Annotated in this window: 23 protein-coding genes; 11 read left to right on the top strand and 12 right to left on the bottom strand. The window is 66.2% G+C overall.

Annotated elements, in window-relative coordinates:
• Positions 1–64 precede the first annotated feature (64 nt).
• The 4 genes from C8J25_RS10325 (at position 65) to C8J25_RS10340 (ending at position 5522) form a co-directional block, all read left to right on the top strand.
• Entirely contained in the window at positions 65–1408 is a 1344-nt protein-coding gene (locus tag C8J25_RS10325; protein ID WP_425275463.1) for a dicarboxylate/amino acid:cation symporter, read from the top strand.
• 52 nt (positions 1409–1460) lie between these two features.
• Positions 1461–2999, top strand: a complete 1539-nt coding sequence (locus tag C8J25_RS10330) for an alginate export family protein (protein ID WP_244186975.1) — start codon at positions 1461–1463, stop codon at positions 2997–2999.
• A 239-nt stretch (positions 3000–3238) separates the two neighbouring features.
• On the top strand, positions 3239–4435 hold the full coding sequence (locus C8J25_RS10335; RefSeq protein ID WP_107954553.1) for an acyl-CoA dehydrogenase family protein: 1197 nt from the start codon (positions 3239–3241) through the stop codon (positions 4433–4435).
• A gap of 4 nt (positions 4436–4439) precedes the next feature.
• Positions 4440–5522 (top strand): acyl-CoA dehydrogenase family protein, encoded by a 1083-nt coding sequence (locus tag C8J25_RS10340; RefSeq protein ID WP_107954367.1) that lies wholly within the window; start codon positions 4440–4442, stop codon positions 5520–5522.
• 163 nt (positions 5523–5685) lie between these two features.
• Here C8J25_RS10340 and C8J25_RS10345 read toward each other — a convergent pair whose 3' ends face one another.
• A complete protein-coding gene (locus C8J25_RS10345; RefSeq protein WP_244186976.1) occupies positions 5686–6075 on the bottom strand; it encodes a hypothetical protein in 390 nt (129 codons plus the stop codon).
• 53 nt (positions 6076–6128) lie between these two features.
• The gene (locus C8J25_RS10350; RefSeq protein WP_107954368.1) at positions 6129–7046 is read right to left on the bottom strand and encodes a LysR family transcriptional regulator; all 918 of its coding nucleotides are present in this window, start codon (positions 7044–7046) and stop codon (positions 6129–6131) included.
• Between the two features lie 107 nt (positions 7047–7153).
• Between C8J25_RS10350 and C8J25_RS10355 the strand changes: the two genes are divergently transcribed.
• Positions 7154–8680, top strand: coding sequence for a CoA-acylating methylmalonate-semialdehyde dehydrogenase (locus tag C8J25_RS10355; RefSeq protein WP_107954369.1), 1527 nt, complete (start codon positions 7154–7156; stop codon positions 8678–8680).
• 92 nt (positions 8681–8772) lie between these two features.
• Here the strand turns inward: C8J25_RS10355 and C8J25_RS10360 are convergent, their stop codons facing one another.
• A complete protein-coding gene (locus tag C8J25_RS10360) occupies positions 8773–9096 on the bottom strand; it encodes a GIY-YIG nuclease family protein (protein WP_244186977.1) in 324 nt (107 codons plus the stop codon).
• A 110-nt stretch (positions 9097–9206) separates the two neighbouring features.
• Here C8J25_RS10360 and C8J25_RS10365 point away from each other — a divergent pair, with 110 nt between their 5' ends.
• The 4 genes from C8J25_RS10365 (at position 9207) to mmsB (ending at position 13302) form a co-directional block, all read left to right on the top strand.
• Positions 9207–10352, top strand: coding sequence for an acyl-CoA dehydrogenase family protein (locus C8J25_RS10365; RefSeq protein ID WP_107954371.1), 1146 nt, complete (start codon positions 9207–9209; stop codon positions 10350–10352).
• A gap of 68 nt (positions 10353–10420) precedes the next feature.
• Complete coding sequence (locus C8J25_RS10370; protein WP_107954372.1) at positions 10421–11464, top strand: enoyl-CoA hydratase/isomerase family protein; 1044 nt, start codon at positions 10421–10423, stop codon at positions 11462–11464.
• Between the two features lie 59 nt (positions 11465–11523).
• On the top strand, positions 11524–12300 hold the full coding sequence (locus C8J25_RS10375) for an enoyl-CoA hydratase (RefSeq protein ID WP_107954373.1): 777 nt from the start codon (positions 11524–11526) through the stop codon (positions 12298–12300).
• Positions 12301–12432: 132 nt separating this feature from the next.
• Positions 12433–13302 (top strand): 3-hydroxyisobutyrate dehydrogenase, encoded by an 870-nt coding sequence (mmsB, locus tag C8J25_RS10380; RefSeq protein WP_107954374.1) that lies wholly within the window; start codon positions 12433–12435, stop codon positions 13300–13302.
• 9 nt (positions 13303–13311) lie between these two features.
• On the opposite strand, the gene C8J25_RS10385 is transcribed toward mmsB, so the two are convergent.
• The 9 genes from C8J25_RS10385 to C8J25_RS10425 all read right to left on the bottom strand — a co-directional run bounded on the left by C8J25_RS10385 (position 13312) and on the right by C8J25_RS10425 (position 21521).
• Entirely contained in the window at positions 13312–13707 is a 396-nt protein-coding gene (locus C8J25_RS10385; protein ID WP_107954375.1) for an MAPEG family protein, read from the bottom strand.
• A 36-nt stretch (positions 13708–13743) separates the two neighbouring features.
• Positions 13744–13962 carry a hypothetical protein gene (locus C8J25_RS10390; protein WP_107954376.1) on the bottom strand — a complete coding sequence of 73 codons (219 nt, stop codon included), beginning with the start codon at positions 13960–13962 and terminating at the stop codon, positions 13744–13746.
• Between the two features lie 85 nt (positions 13963–14047).
• Positions 14048–15421, bottom strand: coding sequence for an MATE family efflux transporter (locus C8J25_RS10395; protein ID WP_107954377.1), 1374 nt, complete (start codon positions 15419–15421; stop codon positions 14048–14050).
• Positions 15422–15777: 356 nt separating this feature from the next.
• Entirely contained in the window at positions 15778–16893 is a 1116-nt protein-coding gene (locus C8J25_RS10400; protein WP_244186979.1) for an extracellular catalytic domain type 1 short-chain-length polyhydroxyalkanoate depolymerase, read from the bottom strand.
• 98 nt (positions 16894–16991) lie between these two features.
• The gene (locus tag C8J25_RS10405; RefSeq protein ID WP_107954379.1) at positions 16992–18242 is read right to left on the bottom strand and encodes an adenosylmethionine--8-amino-7-oxononanoate transaminase; all 1251 of its coding nucleotides are present in this window, start codon (positions 18240–18242) and stop codon (positions 16992–16994) included.
• Positions 18239–18856, bottom strand: a complete 618-nt coding sequence (gene bioD / locus C8J25_RS10410; protein WP_208622570.1) for a dethiobiotin synthase — start codon at positions 18854–18856, stop codon at positions 18239–18241. The genes C8J25_RS10405 and bioD overlap by 4 nt, the downstream gene beginning before the upstream one ends.
• On the bottom strand, positions 18853–19974 hold the full coding sequence (locus tag C8J25_RS10415; RefSeq protein WP_107954381.1) for an 8-amino-7-oxononanoate synthase: 1122 nt from the start codon (positions 19972–19974) through the stop codon (positions 18853–18855). The genes bioD and C8J25_RS10415 overlap by 4 nt, the downstream gene beginning before the upstream one ends.
• A gap of 54 nt (positions 19975–20028) precedes the next feature.
• On the bottom strand, positions 20029–20661 hold the full coding sequence (locus C8J25_RS10420; protein ID WP_107954382.1) for a 2-dehydro-3-deoxy-6-phosphogalactonate aldolase: 633 nt from the start codon (positions 20659–20661) through the stop codon (positions 20029–20031).
• Positions 20658–21521, bottom strand: coding sequence for a 2-dehydro-3-deoxygalactonokinase (locus C8J25_RS10425; RefSeq protein ID WP_107954383.1), 864 nt, complete (start codon positions 21519–21521; stop codon positions 20658–20660). Before C8J25_RS10425 ends, C8J25_RS10420 begins: the two co-directional genes overlap by 4 nt.
• Positions 21522–21680: 159 nt before the next feature.
• Here C8J25_RS10425 and C8J25_RS10430 point away from each other — a divergent pair, with 159 nt between their 5' ends.
• Both C8J25_RS10430 and C8J25_RS10435 read left to right on the top strand, forming a co-directional pair.
• The gene (locus C8J25_RS10430) at positions 21681–22406 is read left to right on the top strand and encodes a FadR/GntR family transcriptional regulator (protein ID WP_107954384.1); all 726 of its coding nucleotides are present in this window, start codon (positions 21681–21683) and stop codon (positions 22404–22406) included.
• Positions 22407–22476: 70 nt separating this feature from the next.
• Entirely contained in the window at positions 22477–23418 is a 942-nt protein-coding gene (locus C8J25_RS10435) for a Gfo/Idh/MocA family protein (RefSeq protein ID WP_244186981.1), read from the top strand.
• Positions 23419–23479 lie beyond the last annotated feature (61 nt).

Below are 23479 nucleotides of genomic sequence, written 5' to 3' on the forward strand. Positions count from 1 at the left end.
CGGCCCGGCATTACCGTCGCACACAACGTCCCGCGTGAGTGGACGAGAATACCAGGAGGCGATGTTGACCCTACCCACTCAGACATATGGCGTCGCGGAAACGCCCGCGCGGAAGCGCTGGAGCGGCCAGCTTTATATCCAGGTCCTGATCGCGATCGCGCTCGGCGCGGCGCTCGGGCATTTCTATCCGACGTACGGCGCGGCGCTGAAGCCACTCGGCGATGCGTTCATCAAGCTGGTGAAGATGATCATCGCCCCGGTGATCTTCCTGACGCTCGTCACCGGCATCGCGGGGATGAAGGAGCTCGGCTCGGTCGGCCGCGTCGCGGGCAAGGCGTTCGCCTACTTCCTGTTCTTCTCGACGCTCGCGCTCATCGTCGGCCTGATCGTCGCCAACGTCGTCCAGCCGGGCGCGGGGATGAACATCGACGCCGCCACGCTCGATACCAAGGGCATCGCCGACTACACCGTGAAGGCGCACGAGACGACGATCACCGGGTTCCTGATGAGCATCATCCCGGACACGATGGTCAGCGCGTTCACCGAGGGCAACATCCTCCAGATCCTGCTCGTCGCGATCCTGTTCGGCATTTCGCTGAGCCTGGTCGGCGAGCCTGCCAAGCCGGTGCTGAACTTCCTCGAGCGCCTCAGCCTGATCGTCTTCAAGCTGGTCGGCATCCTGATGCGCGCAGCCCCGCTCGGTGCGTTCGGTGCGATCGCGTTCACGATCGGCAAATACGGGATCGGCAGCCTCGCCAATCTCGGCGCGCTGGTCGCGACCTTCTATCTGACCGCTGCGCTGTTCGTGATCGTCATCCTCGGCACCGTCGCGCGGCTGACTGGCTTCTCGATCTTCAAACTGATCAAGTATCTGAAGGCCGAATTGCTGCTGGTGCTCGGTACGTCGTCGTCGGAAGCTGCGCTGCCGAACCTGATCCAGAAGATGGAGGCGGCAGGCTGCGAGAAGTCGGTGGTCGGGCTGGTCGTGCCGACCGGCTATTCGTTCAATCTCGACGGCACCAACATCTACATGACGCTGGCGGCGCTGTTCATCGCGCAGGCGACCAACACGCATTTGACGCTCGGCCAGGAACTGTTGCTGCTGGTCGTCGCGATGATCTCGTCCAAGGGTGCGGCGGGCGTCACCGGCGCGGGCTTCATCACCTTGGCCGCGACGCTGTCAATCGTGCCGACCGTGCCGATCGCCGGCATGGCGCTGATCCTCGGCGTCGATCGCTTCATGAGCGAGTGCCGCAGTCTCACCAACTTCATCGGCAACGCAGTAGCGACGATCGTCGTCGCCCGCTGGGAGGGCGCCCTCGACCGCGACAAGCTCGACGCTGCCTTGTCGGGCAAGCTTCCCGAGTTCGTGCCGGCGGCAATCCCCGCCGCTGCTACCGCCCATTGATGCCGGCGGGGACGGCCAGTCCGTCCCCGTTCGCCAGTACCGGAACTTGCTTATGACCTCGATGACGATGCGCCGCTTGCGGCACGCGGCTGGCCTTGCCACGTCCGCGCTCTCGATCTTCGCGTTCGCGAATGTCGCCACCGCGCAGGCCGAGGCGCCGCCGTCACGGCAGGCCAATATCGGCGCCAAGGACGTGTCGAGCACCGCCGAAGCCTCGCCGATCGCCGAGAGCTATCCCAACGCCGCGATCGGCGACGGCGTGACGGCGGGTGGTTACAACCAGTCGCGCTGGGCGGAGGACTGGTCGAAGCTGCGCGATCCGAAGAAGCGCAAGGACATCGTCGACCAGTTGAAGTTCATCTCGATCGCGGGTGATGGCGACGTCTATCTGACGCTGTCGGGCGAGGCGCGGTTGCGCGTCAACGAGACGACCAACCCCAATCTGCGCGATGCCGAGGCACAGCGGCAGGACATTCTCCGCCTGTTCGGTGGCGCCGACCTGCACGTCGGCCAGCATCTCCGCTTCTACGGCGAACTCGCGCACGGCACGCTGGAGGGGCAGAATCTCGGCACCGCGCTGCCGAACCTGCGCAACAAGCTGGCGGTGCAGCAGGCGTTCGTCGATCTGACCGGGACGGTCGCCGATGTCGATGTCGGCGTGCGCTATGGTCGCCAGACGTTCGCGGACGGTCCGAATCTGCTGGTCGTGCCACGCGACAACAACACGTTGTTCTTTGGCTTCAACGGCTTCCGCGCCTGGGCGCGCACCGCCGGTGTCCGCGCCGACGTGTTCGATTTCAAGCCGACCGCGTATGGCAATGGCGGTACTCAGGACGACAACGCCGAGCGCGCACGGCGCTTCTCGGGCATCTCGACGGGCATCGTCGTGCCGGAGACGCTGTTCGGTGGCTCGAAGCTATACGTCGATCCGTTCCTCTGGCGCCTGCGCAACCGCGCGGCGGTATGGGGCACGGACAATGCGCGCGAAGTCCGCAATTTCTACGGCCTGCACGTCTGGGGCGATGCGGGGCCGGTCAACCTAGACTGGACGATCAACTATCAGGGCGGTTCGTACGACAACCGCTCGATCAAGGCGTGGCTGATCCTGTTGGCGCAGACCTACAAGCTCGGCGAGGGCAAGTCCGCACCGCGCGTCGGCTTCCACGCGGACTATGCGAGCGGCGGCGGCGCGTACGGTAACGGCACGTTGCGCAACTCGTTGGCGCCGTTCGGCAACAACATCTATTACAGCTATCAGCTGTTCGCGACGCCGACCAACCTGATTGCGCTGGCACCGAACGTGACCTTCACGCCGTTCGGCAAGCTGCGCATGACCGCGGAATATCAGCGCTCGTGGCGCGATACGACGAGCGATGCGGTGTACCGCGCGAACGGCTCTGCATTCGCGGGAACGCAGAATTTCGGGGGCAAGAAGATCGCCGATACGCTGCGGTTCCAGGCGGTGTATCCGTTCACCTCGCGGCTGTCGTTCACCGGGCGATACGAGCATCTGATCGCCGGGCCGGCGCTGACCAATGCGGGGTATAAGAACTCCGACTTTCTGGCGGGCTGGATCAGCTACCGGTTCTGACGGGGCGATCGCCCCACTCCACTCCGTCATCCTGACGAAAGTCAGGACCCAGGGTCACGGGCGCTAACGTTCCTGGCTCTGGGTCCTGACTTTCGTCAGGATGACGGGAGGGGCCGCGATACCGTTCGGATCAACCTGCGTCGCTCCGCACGACAAATTCGATTACCCAGACCATACCGGTCCTTCAATTCTTCGATCGACTGTGGCACACAGGCTCCAACATCAGGAGTCACATGGTCATGGATCTCAGCTTCACGCCCGAGGAAGAAGCCTTTCGCGAGGAAGTCCGCGCGTTCTTTCGCGACAAACTCCCAGCGCGTCTTTCTACGCTGGTCCGCGAGGGCAAGCGACTGCGCAAGTCGGACATGGAGGAATGGCACGCGATCCTTAACGAGCGCGGCTGGCTGGCGAACCACTGGCCCGAGCAATGGGGTGGTCCGGGCTGGAGCGTGATCCAGCGGTTCATCTTCGACAATGAGTCCGCGCTCGCGCACGCGCCCCGCGTCGTCCCGTTCGGCGTCAACATGCTCGGCCCGGTGCTGATCAAATACGGCTCGGAAGAGCAGAAGAAGCAGTGGCTGCCGCGGATTCTCGACGGCTCGGACTGGTGGTGCCAGGGCTATTCCGAGCCGGGCGCGGGGTCCGATCTCGCGGGCCTTAAGACGACGGCTGTGCGGAAGGGCGACGTCTATGTCGTCAACGGCCAGAAGACGTGGACGACGCTCGGCCAGCATGCCGACATGATCTTCTGCCTCGTTCGCACCGACCCGACCGCGAAGAAGCAGGAAGGCATCTCGTTCCTGCTGATCGACATGAAGTCGCCCGGCATCGAGGTCCGCCCGATCACGCTGATCGACGGCGAGCAGGAAGTGAACGAGGTGTTCTTCACCGATGTCGAGGTGCCCGTCGCCAATCTCGTCGGCGAAGAGAACATGGGCTGGACCTACGCCAAGTACCTGCTGACCTATGAGCGCACCAACATCGCCGGCGTCGGCTTCTCGATCGCGTCGTTCGAGCGGTTGAAGGAAGTCGCGCAGATGCAGAAGAAGGGTGGGCGTGCGCTGGCCGACGATCCCTTGTTCGCGGCGCGGATGGCGCGGGTCGAGATCGATCTGGCCAACATGCAGACGACTAACCTGCGCGTGCTCGCGGCGGTCGCGGGTGGCGGTGCGCCGGGTGCGGAGAGTTCGATGCTTAAGATCAAGGGCACCGAGATCCGGCAGGAGATCACCTCGCTGACGCGTCGCGCCTATGGCTCGTATGCGGCGCCCTACATACCCGAAGCTCTGGAGGCAGGCTGGAACGGCGAGGATGTCGGCCCGGAGGACGCGGCGATGGCGGCGCCGAGCTATTTCAACAATCGCAAACTGTCGATCTTCGGCGGGTCGAACGAGATCCAGAAGAACATCATCTCCAAAGCCATCCTGGGTCTGTGATACCATGAACTTCGAACACACCGACGACCGCCGCATGCTCGCCGACACGCTCGTGCGGGCGTTGCGCGACGGCTATCCGATCGAGACGCGCAATGCGGGTGCGTATGGCGAGGCGGGGTATGACCCAGCGGTCTGGCAGCAACTGACCGAACTCGGGATCGTCTCGGCGTTGTTCGACGAGGCGGCGGGCGGTTTCGGTGGCAGCGGGTTCGACATCATGGTGGTGTTCGAGGCACTCGGCCGCGCGCTGGTGGTCGAGCCGTTCTTGGGCGCGCTGATGGCCGGGCGTGCGCTGGCTGCGGGCGGCGGCCATGACGAGACGCTGGCCAGGATCGTGTCGGGCGAGACGATCGCCGCGTTCGCGCATGACGACGGCGCGACGCCGCTGATAGCGACGAAGAGTGGCGATGGCTGGACGCTCAGCGGGACGAAGGCGGTCGTGTCGCAGGCCGGTGCGGCATCGGTGTTCGTCGTGACGGTCGAGCAGGATGGCGACCCACTCGTGCTGCTCGTGCCGGCGGACACGGCGGGGGTGTCGGTCCGTAGCTTCAACGTCGTCGAGGGTGGTGCGGCCGGGGATGTGACGTTCGAGAACGTGGCGCTTAGCGCCGATGCGCGCGTCGGGGGCGAAGGGCAGGGGCAGGCGATCGTCGATGCGGCGGTCGGGGCGGGGTTGCTCGCGCTGTCGGCCGAAGCGGTCGGGGCGATGGAGTTCGTCAAGGAGGCGACGCTCGGCTACCTCCGCGACCGGAAGCAGTTCGGCGTGCCCATCGGCAAGTTCCAGGCGCTCCAGCACCGCATGGCGACGGTGCTGCTCGAGATCGAACAGGCGCACTCCGCGGTGATCAACGCGGCGTCGGCGTTCGATGGCGACGATGCGAAGGCGCGCGAGCGGGCGCTGGCGGCGGCGAAATACACGATCGGGCGGACTGGTGCGCTGGTCGCGGAGGAAACGATCCAGCTTCATGGCGGGATCGGCATGACGTGGGAATACGCGGTGTCGCATTATGCGAAGCGGCTGGTGATGATCGACCACCAGCTAGGCGATGAGGATTATCACCTTCAACGCTACATCGCGCTGGGCTGAGCTGGGTCGGTTGGCTAGTTTGAATAGACCAAGCCAGCCTGCCCACAACGCGTTCCCCTCCCTGGAAGGGAGGGGCTAGGGGTGGGTTGGCTGCTTGGGATGCTCGGCGCTAGCCAACTGGCCGACCCACCCCCAACCCCTCCTTTCCAGGGAGGGGGGCAGGTTAGTGTCTGGTCTCGACTGGTACGCTTTCGATCGGGACGACATCAGGCACCGTCTCGACCAACGCCGTTTTGACCGTGACCCGCTGCGCGATCATTGGCCGCAATCGTACCCCAAGGCAGATCACCGTCGGCCATAGCAGCGTGTTGACGATGTCCAGCGAGGTATCCTCCCACCGCCACGATCCGAAGTTCAGCCGATCCATGATCTCGTTGAACGCCTCGCCCGCGACGACCACCCACCACGGAATGAACGTCCCGAACGACCGCCGCGTGATCAGCCGCGCGATCATGAGCAGCGCCATGCCGGCATGAATATGGAGGATGATATCGGGGAGGCCGGTGCCGTCGCCGATCGCGTCGATCATCTGGTGATAGAGTTTGGGGATCAACGCGCTGCTCCAGGCCCGGCGATGCTGCCATGCAACATCGATCTATACGGGCCTCACTCGGGGGCGGCAATCGGTGGGGACGACACGCCCATCATCAGCGGCTTCAGGTCGCCAATGGTCGAGTCCAGCCAGGCGATGAACCGGTCGATCCGCGCGATCCGGCGGACGTCGCGGTGGACGACGAGCCAGAACGAGCGCTGGATGTCGACGGCTTCGAGAAGGACGCGAACCAGTCCCGGCACGCTGTCGCCGATGAAGCACGGGAGGATGCCGCAGCCGGCGCCGGCCGCGATCAGCTCGGCCTGCGCGACGATGCTCGAACTGCGGATCGACGCGTCGAGCCGGCCGTCGATCTCCGCTAGATACCGGAGTTCGGGCGCGTAGATCATGTCGGGCACGTAGCCGATCAGCTGGTGCCGCATCAGGTCCGCGGTGGTCGCGATCGGTCCGGACCGCGCGAGGTGATCGGGATGCGCGTATAGGCCGAGGTGATAGTCGGTGAGTTTTCGCGCCACCAACGGGCCACTCTTCGGTCGCGCGAGCATCACCGCGATATCCGCCTCTCGCCTTGAGGGATTGAGGAACCCGGTCGACGCGATCAGGTCGACCGCGATCCGCGGATGCTGGTTGGTGAACGACGCGAGACGCGGCGCGAGAATGCGGCTGCCGAAGCCTTCCGAGACGCTTAGCCTGATCGGCCCCGCGAGCACGCCTGCGTCATTGCCCACCACTTCCTGGATGCCGAGTGCGGACGCCTCCATCGTCTCCGCGTGGTCGAGCAGTGCAGCGCCACGTTCGGTTAACGCGTAGCCGGCCACAGTCTGTTCGAACAACGTCGTCTGGAGGCGTCGTTCCAACCTTTGCAACCGCCGCGAGACCGTCGTTGCGTCTTGCCCGAGCAGTTTTGCCGCTGGCCCAAGCCTGTGCGTGCGCGCCAAAGCGAGGAAATACCGGACGTCGTCCCAATCCATGAACGCCTCACCCTATGCTGCATATTCGCAGAGCGATTCTGCAAACAACCCCGCTTGGCTGCGAAACGCTTATGCCCGACGGTGCGTGCAACTAGAAGAGGATGCCCATGCGGACGATCGAGAATTTCGTGAGCGGTGCGGTCAGCACGGCCGAGCGCTTCGGTGATGTGTTCGACCCGAATTCGGGCGACGTACAGGCGCGCGTGCGGCTGTCGGGTGCGACCGATCTGGACCGTGCGGTCGCCGCCGCAAAAAAGGCGCAGCCGGGCTGGGCCGCGACTAACCCTCAACGGCGTGCTCGCGTGATGTTCGAGTTCAAGCGGCTCGTCGAAGCGAACATGGACGAACTCGCACGACTGCTCTCGTCCGAGCACGGCAAGGTGATCGCGGATTCGAAGGGCGACATCCAGCGCGGGCTCGAGGTCATAGAGTTCTGTTGCGGCATCCCGCACATCCTCAAGGGCGAATATACGCAGGGCGCCGGGCCGGGGATCGACGTATATTCGATGCGCCAGCCGCTCGGCATCGGTGCCGGCATCACGCCGTTCAACTTCCCGGCAATGATCCCGTTGTGGATGTCGGGCGTCGCGATCGCCACCGGCAACGCGTTCATCCTCAAGCCGTCCGAGCGTGATCCGTCGGTGCCGGTGCGGCTCGGCGAATTGTTCGTCGAGGCGGGGCTTCCCGAGGGCATCTTCCAGGTCGTCCACGGCGACAAGGAAATGGTCGATGCGATCCTCGATCACCCGGCGATCTCGGCGGTGAGCTTCGTTGGCTCGTCCGACATCGCGCATTACGTATACCGTCGCGGCGTCGAGGCGGGCAAGCGCGTCCAGGCGATGGGCGGCGCGAAGAACCACGGCATCGTCATGCCCGACGCGGACCTCGACCAGGTCGTCGCCGACCTGTCGGGTGCGGCGTTCGGGAGCGCCGGCGAGCGTTGCATGGCGCTGCCGGTGGTGGTCCCGGTCGGCGAGAAGACCGCAATCGCGCTGCGCGAGAAGCTGATCCCGGCGATCGCGGCTTTGGGCGTGGGCGTGTCGACCGACAACGACGCGCATTATGGGCCGGTGGTGAACGCGGCGCATCGCACCCGGATCGAAAACTGGATCCAGACCGGCGTCGACGAGGGCGCGGAACTGGTCGTCGATGGGCGCGGGTTTGCGTTGCAGGGCCATGAAAAGGGCTTCTTCATCGGGCCTTCGCTGTTCGATCACGTGACGACCGAGATGTCGGCGTACAAGGAGGAGATCTTCGGGCCGGTGCTGCAGATCGTCCGCGCCGCCGATTTCGAGGAGGCGGTGCGCCTGCCGAGCGAGCATCAATACGGCAACGGCGTCGCGATCTTCACGCGCAACGGCCACGCGGCGCGCGAGTTCGCGGCGCGGGTGAACGTGGGGATGGTCGGCATCAACGTGCCGATACCGGTGCCGGTCGCGTATCACACGTTCGGCGGGTGGAAGCGCTCGGCGTTTGGGGACACCAACCAGCACGGGATGGAAGGCGTGAAGTTCTGGACCAAGGTCAAGACGATCACGCAGCGTTGGCCGGACGGGTCTGCGCTGCCGGCTATGGCTGAGGATGGCGGGCCGGCGCGGAATAACGACGCGTTCGTTATCCCGACGATGGGGTAAGGGATGCTGCCCTCTCATCCCGTCATCCTGGACTTGATCCAGGATCCAGAGCCATCAGCGGCGACGTCCGTGGCTCTGGATCCTGACTTTCGTCAGGATGACGGGATTGGGGTGGGGAGCGGATCGAAACCCCAGTCTTCGGCCAGATCGCGCCACGTGGGATTGTCGGTCTCGATCAGTTCTTTCTTCCAGGAGCGCTTCCAGACCTTGAGTTGCTTCTCGCGGGTGATCGCCGCTTCCATCGTGTCGGCCATCGCGAACCACACCAGTTGGTTCACGCCGTATCGCTTTGTGAACCCAGCGAATGCGCCCTCGCGGTGCTGAACGATCCGCGCCATCAGGTCCGACGTCACGCCGATGTAGAGCGTTCCGTTGCGCCAGCTTGCCATGATATAGACCGCCGGTTGCCTAGCCACATCATTCCCCCAAGTCGTCATCCTGACGAAAGTCAGGATCCAGAGCCACCAGTTTTGGCGTTCCTGGCTCTGGATGCTGGGTCGAGCCCAGCATGACGGAAGAGAGACCTATGACCAACCAGTTCGACCTCACCGACGACCAGCGCGAGATCCAGGACCTCGCGCGCCGGTTCACCGCCGACAGGATTACCCCGCACGCGGCCGAGTGGGACGAGAAGCACATCTTTCCGCGCGAGACGATCAAGGCGGCGGCCGAGCTCGGGTTTGCGGCGATCTATGTCAGTGAGGAGAGCGGCGGGATCGCGCTGGGGCGGCTTGAGGCGGCGCTGATCATGGAAGCGATGTCGTACGGGTGCCCTTCGACGTCCGCTTTCATCAGCATCCACAACATGGCGGCGTGGATGATCGACCGGTTCGGATCGGCTGCGGTGAAGGACAAGTATCTGCCCGATCTAGTGACGATGGACCGGCTGGCGAGCTATTGCCTGACCGAGCCGGGGTCAGGTTCCGACGCGGCTGCTCTGAAGACGCGAGCCGTCCGCGATGGCGACGACTGGATCGTGACCGGTTCGAAGCAGTTCATCTCGGGTGCGGGCGAGAACGAGGTGTATGTGACGATGGTCCGCACCGGTGAGGACGGGCCGAAGGGCATCTCGTGCCTCGTGATCGAGAAGGACATGCCGGGCGTGTCGTTCGGCGCGAACGAGAAGAAGCTCGGCTGGCATTCGCAGCCCACGCGGCAGGTGATCTTCGACGGCGTCCGCGTGCCGGGGGCGAACATGGTCGGCGGTGAGGGCGAAGGCTTTCGGATCGCGATGATGGGGCTCGACGGCGGGCGGCTGAACATCGGTGCGTGCTCGCTCGGTGGGGCGCAGCGGTGTCTCGACGAGGCGATCGCCTATACCAAGGACCGCAAACAGTTCGGGAAGGCCATCGCGGATTTCCAGAACACACAGTTCATGCTGGCCGACATGGCGACCGAGTTGGAGGCGGCGCGCGCGCTGCTCTACATCGCGGCGGCGAAGGTGACGGCGAACGCGCCCGACAAGACCAAGTTCGCGGCGATGGCGAAGCGGCTGGCGACCGATACCGGCTCGTCGGTAGTCGACCGCGCTCTGCAGCTGCATGGCGGCTACGGGTATCTTCAGGACTATCCGATCGAACGCTTCTGGCGCGACCTGCGCGTGCATTCGATCCTTGAGGGGACGAACCAGGTCATGCGCATGATCGTCGGTCGCGAACTGACGCGGCAATAGCATGTTCTCCCGTGAAGGCGGGAGTCCAGTCTGGGCTCCCGCCTTCGCGGGAGAACAAGGAAGAGCGAATGACCGAAGACGTGATCACCACCGTTGAGGGCCCGATTGGCCGGATACGGCTCAACCGCCCCAAGGCACTGCACGCGCTGAATCTGGGCATGTGCGAAGGCGTGCTTGAGGCGCTGGAGGCCTGGCGCGGTGACGCGGCGGTCGAGGCGATCGTGGTCGATCATGCCGAAGGGCGTGGGTTCTGCGCTGGCGGGGATATCCGCATGCTTGCAGCCTCGGGCGCGACCGATGGCGTCGAGGCGAGGGCGTTCTTTCATGCCGAGTACCGGATGAACCACCGGCTGTTCACCTATGCCAAGTCGATCGTCGCGTTCATGGACGGGATCACGATGGGCGGTGGCGTCGGGCTGGCCTTGCCCTGCCGGTATCGGGTCGCGACCGAGAATACGAAGTTCGCGATGCCGGAGACGGGGATCGGGCTCTTCCCGGACGTTGGCGGCGGCTGGTATCTGTCGCGGTTGCCAGGGCGGATCGGGCAGTATCTGGCGCTGACGGGGCATCGGCTCGATGGAGCGGAGTGTCTCGCGCTGGGGTTGGCGACGCACTATCTGGCGAGCGACGCGCTTGACGCTGCAAAGGCGCAGATTGCGGAGGCGCCTCAGAATATCGCGGGCGTGCTGGACGCGTTGGCGACGTCGGCAACCGACGCGAAGATCCTCGCGCGCAAAGACGAGATCGACCGGCTGTTCGCGTCGGACGTGCTCGAGGAGATCTATGCCGCGCTCGAAGCCGATGGTGGGGAGTGGGCGACTCAGACGCTCGCGACGCTGAAGACCAAGTCACCGCAGACGATGAAGGTGTCGCTGCGGCTGCTCCACGAGAGCGCGGGGATGGCGAGCTTCGCGGACGAGATGCGGCAGGAATATGCGGTCGGCGCGCATGTCGTGCAGCGGCATGACTTTATCGAGGGCGTGCGGGCGGTGATCGTCGACAAGGACAATGCGCCGCGCTGGGACCCTGCGACGCCCGAGGATGTGACCGATCACGTGATCGACCAGATCTTCGCGCCTTTGCCTGAGCATGAGGCGTGGACGCCGGGCTGAATGACAGAAAGCACGTCACCCTAGCTTTCGCTGGCGTGACGAAATTGGAAGGGTTTGGAATGGCCGAATACGAAACGATCCTGGTCGAGCAGCGCGGTGGCGTCACGCTCGTTACGCTGAACCGGCCTCAGGCGCTGAACGCGCTCAACTCGCAGGTGCTCGCCGACCTCATCACCGCGTTCGCCGCGTTCGATGCGGATGCGTCGCAAGGCTGCGCGGTGCTGACTGGGAGCGCGAAGGCGTTCGCGGCGGGGGCGGACATCAAGGAGATGCAATCGCAGGGCTTCGCGGAGATGTACGCGAGCAACTTCTTCGCGGGCTGGGAGAATTTCACGCGGACGCGCAAACCCGTCATCGCGGCGGTCGCGGGCTATGCGCTCGGCGGCGGGTGCGAGCTGGCGATGATGTGCGACTTCATCCTCGCCGCGGATACCGCCAAGTTCGGCCAGCCCGAGATCAAGCTGGCGGTGTCACCAGGCATGGGCGGATCGCAGCGCCTCACGCGCGCGGTCGGCAAGGCCAAGGCGATGGAGATGTGCCTGACCGGGCGGATGATGGACGCCGCCGAAGCGGAGCGCGCGGGCCTCGTCTCGCGGATCGTACCGGCCGACGATCTGGTCGAGGAGGCGGTGAAGACGGCGACCACGATCGCCGCGATGGCGCCGCTGGCGGTGCTGGCGAACAAGGAAATGGTCAACGCGGCGTTCGAGACGGGGCTGGCGATGGGCGTCCAGTTCGAGCGGCGGTTGTTCCACGGGCTGTTCGGGACTGAGGACCAGAGCGAGGGGATGGCTGCGTTCGTCGAGAAGCGCGCCGGGACCTGGACGGGGAAATGATCGTAATTCCCCTCCCGCTTGCGGGAGGGGTCAGGGGAGGGGCCTGCCGCGACTGCCGACGCTTTGATTGTGGCACCGCCCTCCCCCAACCCCTCCCGTGAACGGGAGGGGAGCAAGATTAGGAGAGAAAACATGGCACGGATCGGTTTCATCGGGCTCGGCAACATGGGCGGCGGGATGGCGGCGAACCTCGCCAAGAAGGGCCACGACGTTCGCGCGTTCGACCTGAGCGCCGACGCACTGCACAAGGCGAAGGCCGCAGGATGCCTGCCGGTCGCCTCCGCTTCCGAAGCCGCGGACGGTGCCGAGGCGATCGTGACCATGCTCCCCGCCGGCAAGCATGTCGCCGAGGTCTACGGCGCGTTGTTCGCCGTCGCGTCGCCGTCCGCGATCCTGATCGACTGCTCGACGATCGACGTCGCCACCGCCAAGCAGGTCGCCGCCGCCGCGCAGGCTAAGGGACTCGTCGCGGTCGACGCGCCCGTCTCGGGCGGGATCGGCGCGGCGAATGCGGGGACACTGACTTTCATGGTCGGCGGCTCGGCGGAGGCGTTCGACCGCGCGCAGGCGATCCTTGCCGGCATGAGCAAGGCGGTCATCCACGCGGGCGCGAACGGCGCGGGGCAGGCGGCGAAGATCTGCAACAACATGATCCTCGGCGCGACGATGATCGCGACTTGCGAGGCTTTCGTGCTGGCGGAGAAGCTCGGGCTCGACGCGCAGGCGTTTTACGACATAGCCAGCGTCTCGTCGGGGCAGAGCTGGTCGATGACGACCTATGCGCCGCTGCCCGGTATCGGTCCCGAGACGCCCGCCGATCATGACTATCAGGGTGGCTTCGCGGCGGCGCTGATGCTCAAGGACCTGCGGCTCGCGATGGCGGCGGCCAAGGATACCGGTGCGGATACGCCTATGGGCGCGAAGGCCGCGGAGCGTTACGAGGCGTTTGCCGAGGCCGGGCAGGGTGGGCTCGACTTCTCGGCGATCATCCGCACTTTTTGAGACTAGGTTTCAGAGGAAGCGGATCAGCATCAGCAGCAGGCCGAGGATCGACACCGTCCAGCACAGGCTGCGGACATATTTGATGCCGAACAGATAGAGCGGGATGTAGGCGATCCGCGCACCGAACCAGAGCCATGCGCCGATCGCACCGAGTCCGCCGGTGCGATCGGTCACGGCCAGCCCCAGCGCGAGCGCGATGAAGACGGGGTAGGTTTCCTGGAAATTCTTGAGCGCCCGTTCGGCGCGACCGGCCATCTCGCCGAGCGGTTTCTGGTCGCCGTCGCGCGGGCCTGCGTTCCAGTCGAGGCCGCGGTCGCGTGTCGCAGTCTGTCCCTGGATCATGACGTACGCGAACAGCAGGACCGTCGACCAGCCAAGCAGCAGCATTTCGGTAGGCAGCGTCATGATCGATCTCCGCGGGGCAGCGGGTCTCGAACGCCGCTATGCGAGCGTGGTTGCGCTGCGCTGGATTGGAATGGCGAGCCGCTGGGCATCGCGGGCGCGGTGGAACGCACGGTCGGCGTCGTCGATCGCGCCGAGCAGCGCGCCGAAGCAAGGCATCTCGTCGATCGGATAGACGCGCGACAGGTCATGGCCGAGCGCGAAAACGTCGCGCTGCGTGAGCAGTCCGATCGCGACGATGCGGTCTTGATCCGGCATATGTCAGGCTCCGTTTGTATAACACATGTTAACACAACGGGGCGACTATGTATCAGAAATGTCGGACGAAGAGACCAAGCGAGCCTTAGCCGAGCCCAAGTCGCTCGCGCGCCTGCCATCGGGCGATCATGAGCACCGAAACCACCGCCAACCCGGTCGCCAGCCCGGTCCAGATGCCGACTCCGCCCCAGCCGCGCCCGAACGCTAGCCATGCACCGACGCCGATGCCGATCCCCCAGTAACCGACCGCGGCGAACAGCATCGGCACTTTCGTATCGCCCAACCCGCGCAACATGCCTGCGCCGATCACCTGCGCGCCGTCGACCACCTGGAACACCGCGGCGACCGCGAGCAGCGAGATCGCCAACGCGACGACGGGTGCGTTGGCGGGCGCGTCGACATCTACGATGATGCCGATCAGCATTTGCGGGGCTAGGATCAGGAGCGTGGCGGTCAGCACCATGAAGCCTTCGCCGATCGCGAACGCCGCCCAGCCGGCACGCCCAATGCCTGCGCGGTCGCCGCGTCCGGAGGCGAGACCGACGCGGACGGTGGCAGCTTGGGCGATGCCGAGCGGGACCATGAACGTGACGCTGGCGATCTGGATCGCGATCGCGTGCGCGGCGAGCGGCACGGTGCCGAGCAGGCCCATCAGGAACACCGCGGCGATGAACACGGTGGACTCGAACCCGAGCGTGATCGCGATCGGCAGGCCGAGCTTCCAGACCGCGCGGTATCGCGGCCAGTCGGCGCGCCAGAACCGGCCCAGCAGGTGGTAGCGGCGGAACGGCCTGGCATAGACGATGACCGCCGCCATCGCGACGAAGCTGAGGCCGTTGGCGATGCTGCTCGCCATGCCCGAGCCGAGCAAGCCGAGCGCGGGGAGGCCGGCGTGGCCGAAGATCAGCAGCCAGTTGAGCCCCGCGTTGACGACCAGCAGTCCGACCATCACGACCAGCGACCAGGCGGGTTTCTCGAGTGCGGCGACGAACGCGCGGAGTACAAGGAAGCAGAGGCTGGGCAGCATTCCCCACATCACGGCGCGGACGAAGCGTGCCGCCTCGTGCGCTAGCGCCGGATCCTGGTCGAGTAGGTGGACTAGGATCGGCTCGGCATTCAACAGGATGATCCATGACGGAATGCAGAGCGTTGCGGCGACCCATATGGTCTGGCGCACGGTCCGCCGGATATCGCGCACCGCATGCGGCCGCGCGCCGCGCTCGCGTGCGATCATCGGGACGGCGGCGGTGGTGAGGCCCATGCCGAAGATCAGGAAGACGAGGTAGAGGTTCAGGCCGAGCGTCGCCGCCGCCAGCGTGTCGGAGCCCAGCCGCCCGAGCATTGCGACGTCGGTCGCGCCGACCAGTGCCTGCGCGAGATTCGTCGCTACCAGGGGCCAGGCGAGTTTCAGCGTCGCGGCGAACTCGGTGCGCCAGGGGCGGGGCGGGGTGGACGTCATCCGCTGGCTTTAGCCGGGTTGGGCGGCTTGTCGATTACTCCCGTCGATCCTTCGCTGTAAGGAGGTGGCGCCGTAGACGACGGAGGGGGAGGATGCGCGACGGATGCCGTCCGTCCCGCCCCCTCCGTCAGGCGAGCGCCTGCCACCTCCCCCTGGCGGGGGAGGATCGATACGGCGCGACTCGATGGAATGGCACTGGTCGAATTGCCCAACGCTCCCAAGCCCCTCCGTCATCCTGACGAAAGTCAGGATCCAGGGTAACGGATGGTGTCCTGTCTGGCTCTGGGTCCTGACTTTCGTCAGGATGACGGGTGGGCGTTGGCGGGAGTGCACCCAACCGCTAGCCGATGGCTATCCTACCGCATCAACCCGGCTGCGCGGAGGGCGTTCTCGATCGTCGCCTGGATACCGGGGGCTTCGGCGCGGGGCTTCGACGCAGGCTTCGGCGAGACCGGGATCGCGATCTTGGCGACCCGTTCGACCGGTGCGGCCTTGACCGCGGTCTCCGCTTTCGCCGCCGTAACCAACCCCCAGGATTTCGCGATCACCGCCGTGCTGGAAATCCCGACGTCGAGCATGAACGGCCCCGCGGCGCCCAAGCGTTCGCCACGCGAAGGATCGATCGGCGTGCCGTGGCCCATGCCCGGCACGGTCCAGTCCTCGACGACGTCACGCCCTTGCGCGTCCGACCAGATCCGGTGGACGGCGGTGCCTATCTGCTCCATGCGCATCGATTTGACGTCGACGCCGTGGATCCCGCGCCATTGCCGCGCGATCGTGTCCGCGTTCGCCACGCTCACCGTCGCATCCGCGCCGCCGTGCCAGATCGCGAGCGTCGGCCAGCGTCCGTCGTGGCCACGAGCGCCGCTGCGGACCATGTCGACCAGCGCTGTGTCGCTGGAGTCGCCGTGCCCGCGCATCCGGTCGAGTGCCTGCGACACGCCGGTGGCGGTGCCGTAGGCGAGGCCGCCGATCACTGCGCCGCCCGCGAACAGGTCTGGACGCGTGGCGAGCATCGCCATCGTCATCGCGCCGCCCGCGGACAGGCCGGTGACGTACACGCGGCTGCGGTCGAGGCCGTGGCGCGCGATCATCGTCTCGGTCATCTGCGCGATCGATTCGGCCTCACCGCCGGCTTGTGCGGTGTCCTCCGAGGCGAACCAGTTGAAGCAGAGGTTAGGGTTGTTAGCGCGCGTCTGCTCGGGGAAGACCAGCGCGAAGCCCGCGCGATCGGCGAGCTTCGACCAGCCCGAACCGTGGTCATACCCCGCCGCGGTTTGCGTGCAGCCGTGCAGGACGACGACTAGTGGTGCGTTCGCTGGCAGATTGGCGGGAACGTAGCTGAAGCCCAGCAGCGCACCTGGGTTGGTCCCGAACTCGGTCAGCGGCGTCAGGCGGCTAAGCGCAGTGTCGCGCTGCGTCGGGGCTCCGGCACGCGCCATGCGGGCGAGGGTATCGGCGATGTTTCTCACGGTAATCGAGCCTTTCGTCGCCAGCGTACTCGGCCGCGATCTTATCTCAACGTCGCACGTACATCATTTGTTGCTGCAGTGCAGCAAGAGCGTCAGGATCAATGCCGGATTGCGTCGCATGCTTCGGCGATCGCCGCATAGATTCGGTCCAGATCGGAATCGTCGATGCAATAGGGCGGCATGACGTAGACGGTGTTGCCGAGCGGGCGGAGCAGCAGGTCGTGGTCGCGGAAGAAGGCGAGCAATTGCGGGCCGATTTGCGACAGATAGCCGTCCTCGCCGCGGAGTTCGACCGCGGTGATGGTGCCGATCTGGCGCGCGTTGGCGATGCGGGGGTGGCGGGCGAGGCCTTCGAGGCGCGAGGCTTGGCGTGTGGCGAGGTCGGCAATCCGATCGCGGACCGGTTCGTCGCGCCAGATCGCAAGGTTCGCATTGGCGGCGGCGCAGGCGATCGGGTTGGCGGTGTAGCTCGACGAGTGGAAGAACATGCGCGCGCGGTCGGTGCCGTAATGCGCCTGGTAGATCGGCTCGGTCGCCATCGTTACGGCGAGTGGGATCGCGCCGCCGGTCAGCCCCTTCGACAGGCACAGGATGTCGGGCACCACGCCCGCCTGTTTGCAGGCGAGCAACGTGCCGGTGCGGCCCCAGCCGGTCATCACCTCGTCGGCGATGAACAGGACGTCGTGCGCTGTGCAAATCCGCCGCATCTCGGCGAGGATGTGCGCTGGATAGATGTGCATTCCGCCCGCGCCGAGCAGCAACGGCTCGACGATGAACGCGGCGGGTTTCGCGGCGCAGGCGGCTTCCAGCGCGTCGAGTGTCGCCTGTTCGTGCCCGGCGGCGGGGAAGGGGATCGTGCCGACGTCGAACAGCAACGGCGCGTAGGCGCGGTTGTAGACGCCGCGCGCGCCGACCGACATCGCGCCGATCGTGTCGCCGTGATAGCCGTGTTCGAGTACGAGAATGCGGTGGCGATCCTCGCCGCGATCGAGCCAGTAACCGAGCGCCATCTTCAGCGCGCACTCGACGCTGGTCGAGCCTGAGTCGGAGAAGAACACGCGGGTCAGTTCGGGCGGCATGATCGCGGTCAGCCCGCGTGCGAGGTCTTCGGCGGGCTGGTGCGTCCAGCCGGCGAAGATGATCTGGTCGAGCTTGCCCGCCTGTTCGGCGATGGCGGCCATGATCTTCGGGTTGGCGTGGCCATGCGTGGTGACCCACCAGGACGAGATCGCATCGACGATCCGTCGCCCGTCCGTGTAGAGTGCGGCGCCCTCTGCATGCGTGACGAGCGGGATCGGCTCACCCAAGCCGTGCTGCGTGAAGGGGTGCCAGACGGGGGAGTCGGTCACCGGAACGCCTCCAGGTCGAAGTTTGCGGCGAACGCCTGCGCCAGTGTTGCGGCGTTGAGCGGATCAAGGCGGGGCAGGCGACCGAGCCGGCGGACGTCGCCGAGTGCGGCGATCGTTGCTTCGCTATCCTCGACCGCATCGCCGACGAAGGCGATGCCGAGGATCGGTACGCCGCGGCTGCGCAGCGCTTCGATCGAGAGCAGGCTGTGGTTGATCGTGCCGAGCCCGGTGCGCGCGACGAGCACGACCGGCTCGGCCCAGCGCGCGAACAGGTCGGCGAAGATCAACTCGCGCGTGACGGGGACCATCACGCCGCCTGCGCCCTCGACGACCAGTGGTCCGTCGATTTGAGGTAGCGCGAGGCGGTCGGGGTCGATCGTGACGCCGTCGATCTCGGCGGCGAGATGCGGCGAGCAGGGGGTCGTCAGCCGGTATGCTTCGGGAAGTACGTGGTCCGCTGGAACGCCGAGTGTCACGACGGAGGCTGCGTCGCTGCCGTCCGCGAGCCCTGCCTGCACCGGCTTCCAATATCGCGCGCCGAGTGCAGCGGTGAGCCCGGCGGCGAACACGGTCTTGCCGATATCGGTATCCGTTCCGGTAACGACGATCGTCATCGCAATGCCTCTCCCATGACCTCACCCAAAGCCTCGATATCCGCGATCGTCGCGTTCAGCGTCAACGAAATCCGCAACCGTGATCCGCCCTCGGGCACGGTCGGCGGCCGTATCCCGCGCACGTCGAACCCCGCCGCCTGGATCGCGCCCGCCACATGCATCGTCCGCGCGGCGTCTCCCAGCACTAGCGGCAGGATCTGAGACCCCGTCGCCGCGACGCCGTAAGGGGCAAGCACGCGCTCCGCCGTCGCGATCAGGTCCCAGAGCCGCTCCCGCCGTGCCGGTTCGTCTGCGATGATGCGGAGGACTTCTCCGACCGCCAGCGCCATCAGCGGCGAGGGTGCGGTCGAGAAGATGAACCCGCGCCCGCGATTGACGATGAACTCGCGCATGACCGCCGGCCCGCACAACAGCGCGCCTTCGCATCCCAGTGCCTTGCCGCAGGTTCGCAAGCTGATGACGTTCTCGCGCCCGTCGAGTCCCTCGGCCAGTCCGCGGCCATCGGTGCCGAACACGCCCGTGGCATGCGCTTCGTCGATCAGCAGGATCGCATCGTGTCGATCGGCAATCTCGGCCAACGCGGCCAGCGGTGCGCGGTCGCCATCCATGCTGTAGAGGCTCTCGACCGCGATCCAGGCGCGGCCGGTGGCACCCGATCTGCGCCAATCGACGATCGCATCCTCGAATGCGTTTGCATCGTTATGCGCAGCGGCGACGAAGGTCGCTCGCGTGAGACGCATGCCCTCATGCGCGCTGGCGTGGATCAGCGCATCGTGGACGATCAGGTCGCCGCGTTGCGGTAGCGTCGCGAACAATATCGTGTTCGCGACGTAACCGCTGGCGAAGAACAACGCCGTCGCGGTGCCGAAGAAGGTGGCGGCGTCCGCTTCGAGCGCCTCGTGCTCGGGTGCATTGCCACGGAGCAATCGCGACCCCCCGGAGCCGACCGGCACGCCGCGTCGCAGGGCATCGACCATGGCGCCGCGCAGTCGGTCCGACCCGGCCAGCCCGAGATAGTCGTTCGAGGCGAAGTCCACGCCCTGTCGCGGGCGAAGCGATCGGTACCGGTCCGCTGCGGCCAGCGCGGCGAGGTCTCGTTCCTGAGCGGCGAACATCATCGCGACGCCCTAACCGCAACGCGCGGCGAAGACGATCCCCGCCAGATGATCTGGTTATCCTGCGTTCAACGCCGCAATAAAGCCGGCCGCCCGTGCGCCGACGTCGTCTGCGGTCATGCCCGGCGCATACAGTGCCGAGCCCAGACCGAATCCTGCCGCGCCGGCGGTGCGCCATTCCGCCATGCGTTCGGGCGTTATCCCGCCGACCGGCAACACGCGCGTATCCTTGGGAAGAACCGCGCGCATCGCCTTGAGCACCGTGGGGCTTGCGGCCTCGGCGGGAAACAGTTTCAGCGCGGCGGCACCGGCGTCGAGTGCGGCGAACGCCTCGGTCGGAGTCGCGATGCCGGGGAGCGCGACATAGCCCTTGTCCGCCGCTGCGGCGATCACGCGTACATTGGCGTTGGGGGCGATGATCAGCGTGCCGCCCGCCGCGCCGACCGCCTCGACGTCCTCGACCCGCAAGACCGTCCCCGCGCCGACGACCGCGCGTCCCTCGAACCGGCGCGCCAGTCGGGCGATGCTGTCGAGCGGATCGGGCGAGTTCATCGGCACTTCGATGATCGTAAAGCCTGCGTCGACCAGCGCCTCGCCGATCGCCTCGACCTCGTCTGGCTTCACCCCGCGCAGGATCGCGATCAGCGGGCATTTCGCGAAGGCGTCGTCGAAAGCTTGGCGGATGGTCATGCAACGAGATCCTGGATGCGGGTGATGCCGGCCACGAACGCGGCCTGACTGTCTATATGGTGCGACGTGCCGCCGAGCGCACCGATCGCGCTGGCGTACAGCGCGCCGAGGGCCGGGTCGGCGAGGATGTGGACGGTCGCGCCGGCCTCGATACGCGCGGCGGTGTCCGCGCCGATCAGTAGCCCGCTCGCGAATGAGGCAGCGTGCGCATCGTCGGCAAGCCCGAGTACGCCGCGCGCGCGGATCGCGAACAGGCCGGCGGCGAGATCGCGTTTGGCGCCTTCCGCAACGCCTTCGAGAAACGCTGCGCCCGGCTCGACCGGATGGCCGAGCTGCCGTGACAGGATGCCGTGTGCGCGTAAGAGCGCGAAGAGTTCGCCGGTCATCGCGGTCGTGAACCGAGCGATCCTACCGCCCTCGACGGTCGCCCATTTGCAGTGCGTGCCGGGCTGGCAGAGCAGCGCGTCCGCTGGCACCAGTTCTGCGGCGATCGCGCCCAGCAGTTGGACCTCTTCGCCGCGCATCACATCGGCGTGCAACCCGTCGCGGTATGACAAGCCGGGGACGATCGCGGTCCGGTCGTCGATCCGGTCGAGTGCGGCGGCAACGTCTGCAAGTCCTGCGGGGGCGGCGACGTAGGGCACGCTACGCCAGCCGATGTTCGATCCGACCATCCCCGCGAGCAGCATCGGCAGGTCGCCCAGCCGTTCGCGGATACCCGCAACCTCAGCATCGTACTCGCCGGCCGCTACGGCTGCGGCACCACGGTCGTCGCGTTCGGTCGCGACGACCGCACCATCCTCGATCCGGAACGCACGCCGATTGGTGGTGCCCCAGTCGACTGCAATGAAAGGCTGCATAACTCTACCTCGACGTCGTCGCGAGCTTGACGGTTTCGCCCGTATCCGCCCGCATTGTCGCTAATTGTACGATGAATGCCGCAAGCCTTCCACCGGATATCGTTGCGGCGCGTTGCAAGACGCGTGACACCAGGAGCGCGTTGCGCCAAAACCCGGCCGATGGCGACCGATACGACAGACACCGACGTTCTTCCGGCCACCGCGATCTTGGGCCGTAATCTGACGCATGGGATGCTCGACACGCTTGGGCGGGCGATCGTCACCGGGCGCTATGAAAACCGTCCGTTCCCGACCGAAGCGGAGATCGCCAAGACGCATGGCGTGAGCCGATCGGTGACTCGCGAGGCGGTCAAGATGCTGACCGCCAAGGGCTTGGTCAGCGCACGGCCGCGGCAGGGGACCGTCGTACAGCCGGCGAGCTCGTGGAACCTGTTCGATACCGACGTGCTGCGCTGGACGCTGGAGCGCAAGTTCTCGGTCGAGTTGCTGCGGCACTTCAACCAGTTGCGCGTCGCGATCGAGCCGGAGGCCGCGGCATTGGCGGCGCGGTTCGGTGACGCTGCGGACGAGGCGGCGATCCGCAACGGGCTGGCGCAGATGGAAGCGGGCGAGGCGGGAACGACCGATCCGCTCGAGGCCGACATCGCGTTTCACATGGCGATCCTGCGCGCGTCGAAGAACCCGTTCTACGCGCAGTTCCAGTCGGTTGTCTCGACCGCGCTGCGGACGTCGATCCGCTTCACCAACCGGATCAAGGGCCGTTCCGCCAATATCCCCGATCACGCCGCGGTGGCGGACGCGATCATCGCACGTGACCCCGCCGCGGCGCGGATCGCGATGACGCGGATCATCGGCGACGTGCTGACGCTGATCGGCGACGAGTAAGCCGGCGCGAGGTGATCGCGGACGGAGCGGACGCGCGCCACCCCTAATACTATAATCGAGAGGATTTCTAATGGCGACCGAGGCAATGTCTGCGAAGCCGATCCGGCTGGCGATCATCGGCGTTGGCAAGATCGCGCGCGACCAGCATCTGCCGGCGATCGCGAACGATCCGCGCTTCGAACTGGTCGCGGCGGTCAGTCGCAATGCGGTGGTCGACGGCGTCGATAACTACCACGACATCGCTGAACTGCTTGCGGCGGGGCATGACCTCGATGCCGTTTCGATCTGCACGCCACCGGTCGGACGGTCCGCGATCGCGATGGCGGCGCTCGATGCCGGACTGGACGTGATGATGGAGAAGCCGCCCGCCGCGACGCTGTCCGAAGTCGCGCGGATCGAGGCGCATGCGGTTACCGCTGGTCGTTCGCTGTTCGCGACCTGGCATTCGCGCGAAGCGGCCGGCGTCGCGCCGGCGCGCGCGTGGCTTGCCGATCGCAAGGTCGAGCGCGTCACGATCGCATGGCGCGAGGATATCCGACGCTGGCACCCCGGCCAGGACTGGATTCTGGAAGCAGGCGGGTTCGGCGTGTTCGATCCGGGCATCAACGCGCTGTCGATCGTGACCGAGATCCTCCCCGGCGACTGGGTCGTGCATCGTGCGGACCTGCATGTGCCGGACGGCCGGATGTCGCCGCTGGCTGCCGATATCGATCTCACCTGTGGCGACATCCCCGTGACGGCGGCGTTCGACTTCCTGCACGAAGGCCCGCAGCAATGGGACATCGTCGTCGAGACCGACGGCGGTACGCTCAAGCTGAGCATGGGCGGCGCGATTCTGGAAGTCGACGGCGAGGTGACAAAGGCGCCAGACGCGGAATATCCCGGGCTCTATGCCAAGTTCGCGGCGCTTGTCGGCTCGCGCTCGAGCGATGTGGACGTTACGCCGCTGCGGCTCGTGGCGGACGCGTTCCTGGTCGGACGGCGCACGATCGTTCCTGCCTTCGAATGGTGATCGAATACCCTGATCGAGGATAGTATCGCCGGAACGCACGCTGCCTGCATCACGTTCATCC

Origin of the sequence: Sphingomonas faeni (assembly GCF_003053745.1) — a bacterium.
In the GTDB taxonomy this organism is placed as follows: Bacteria; Pseudomonadota; Alphaproteobacteria; order Sphingomonadales; family Sphingomonadaceae; genus Sphingomonas; species Sphingomonas faeni.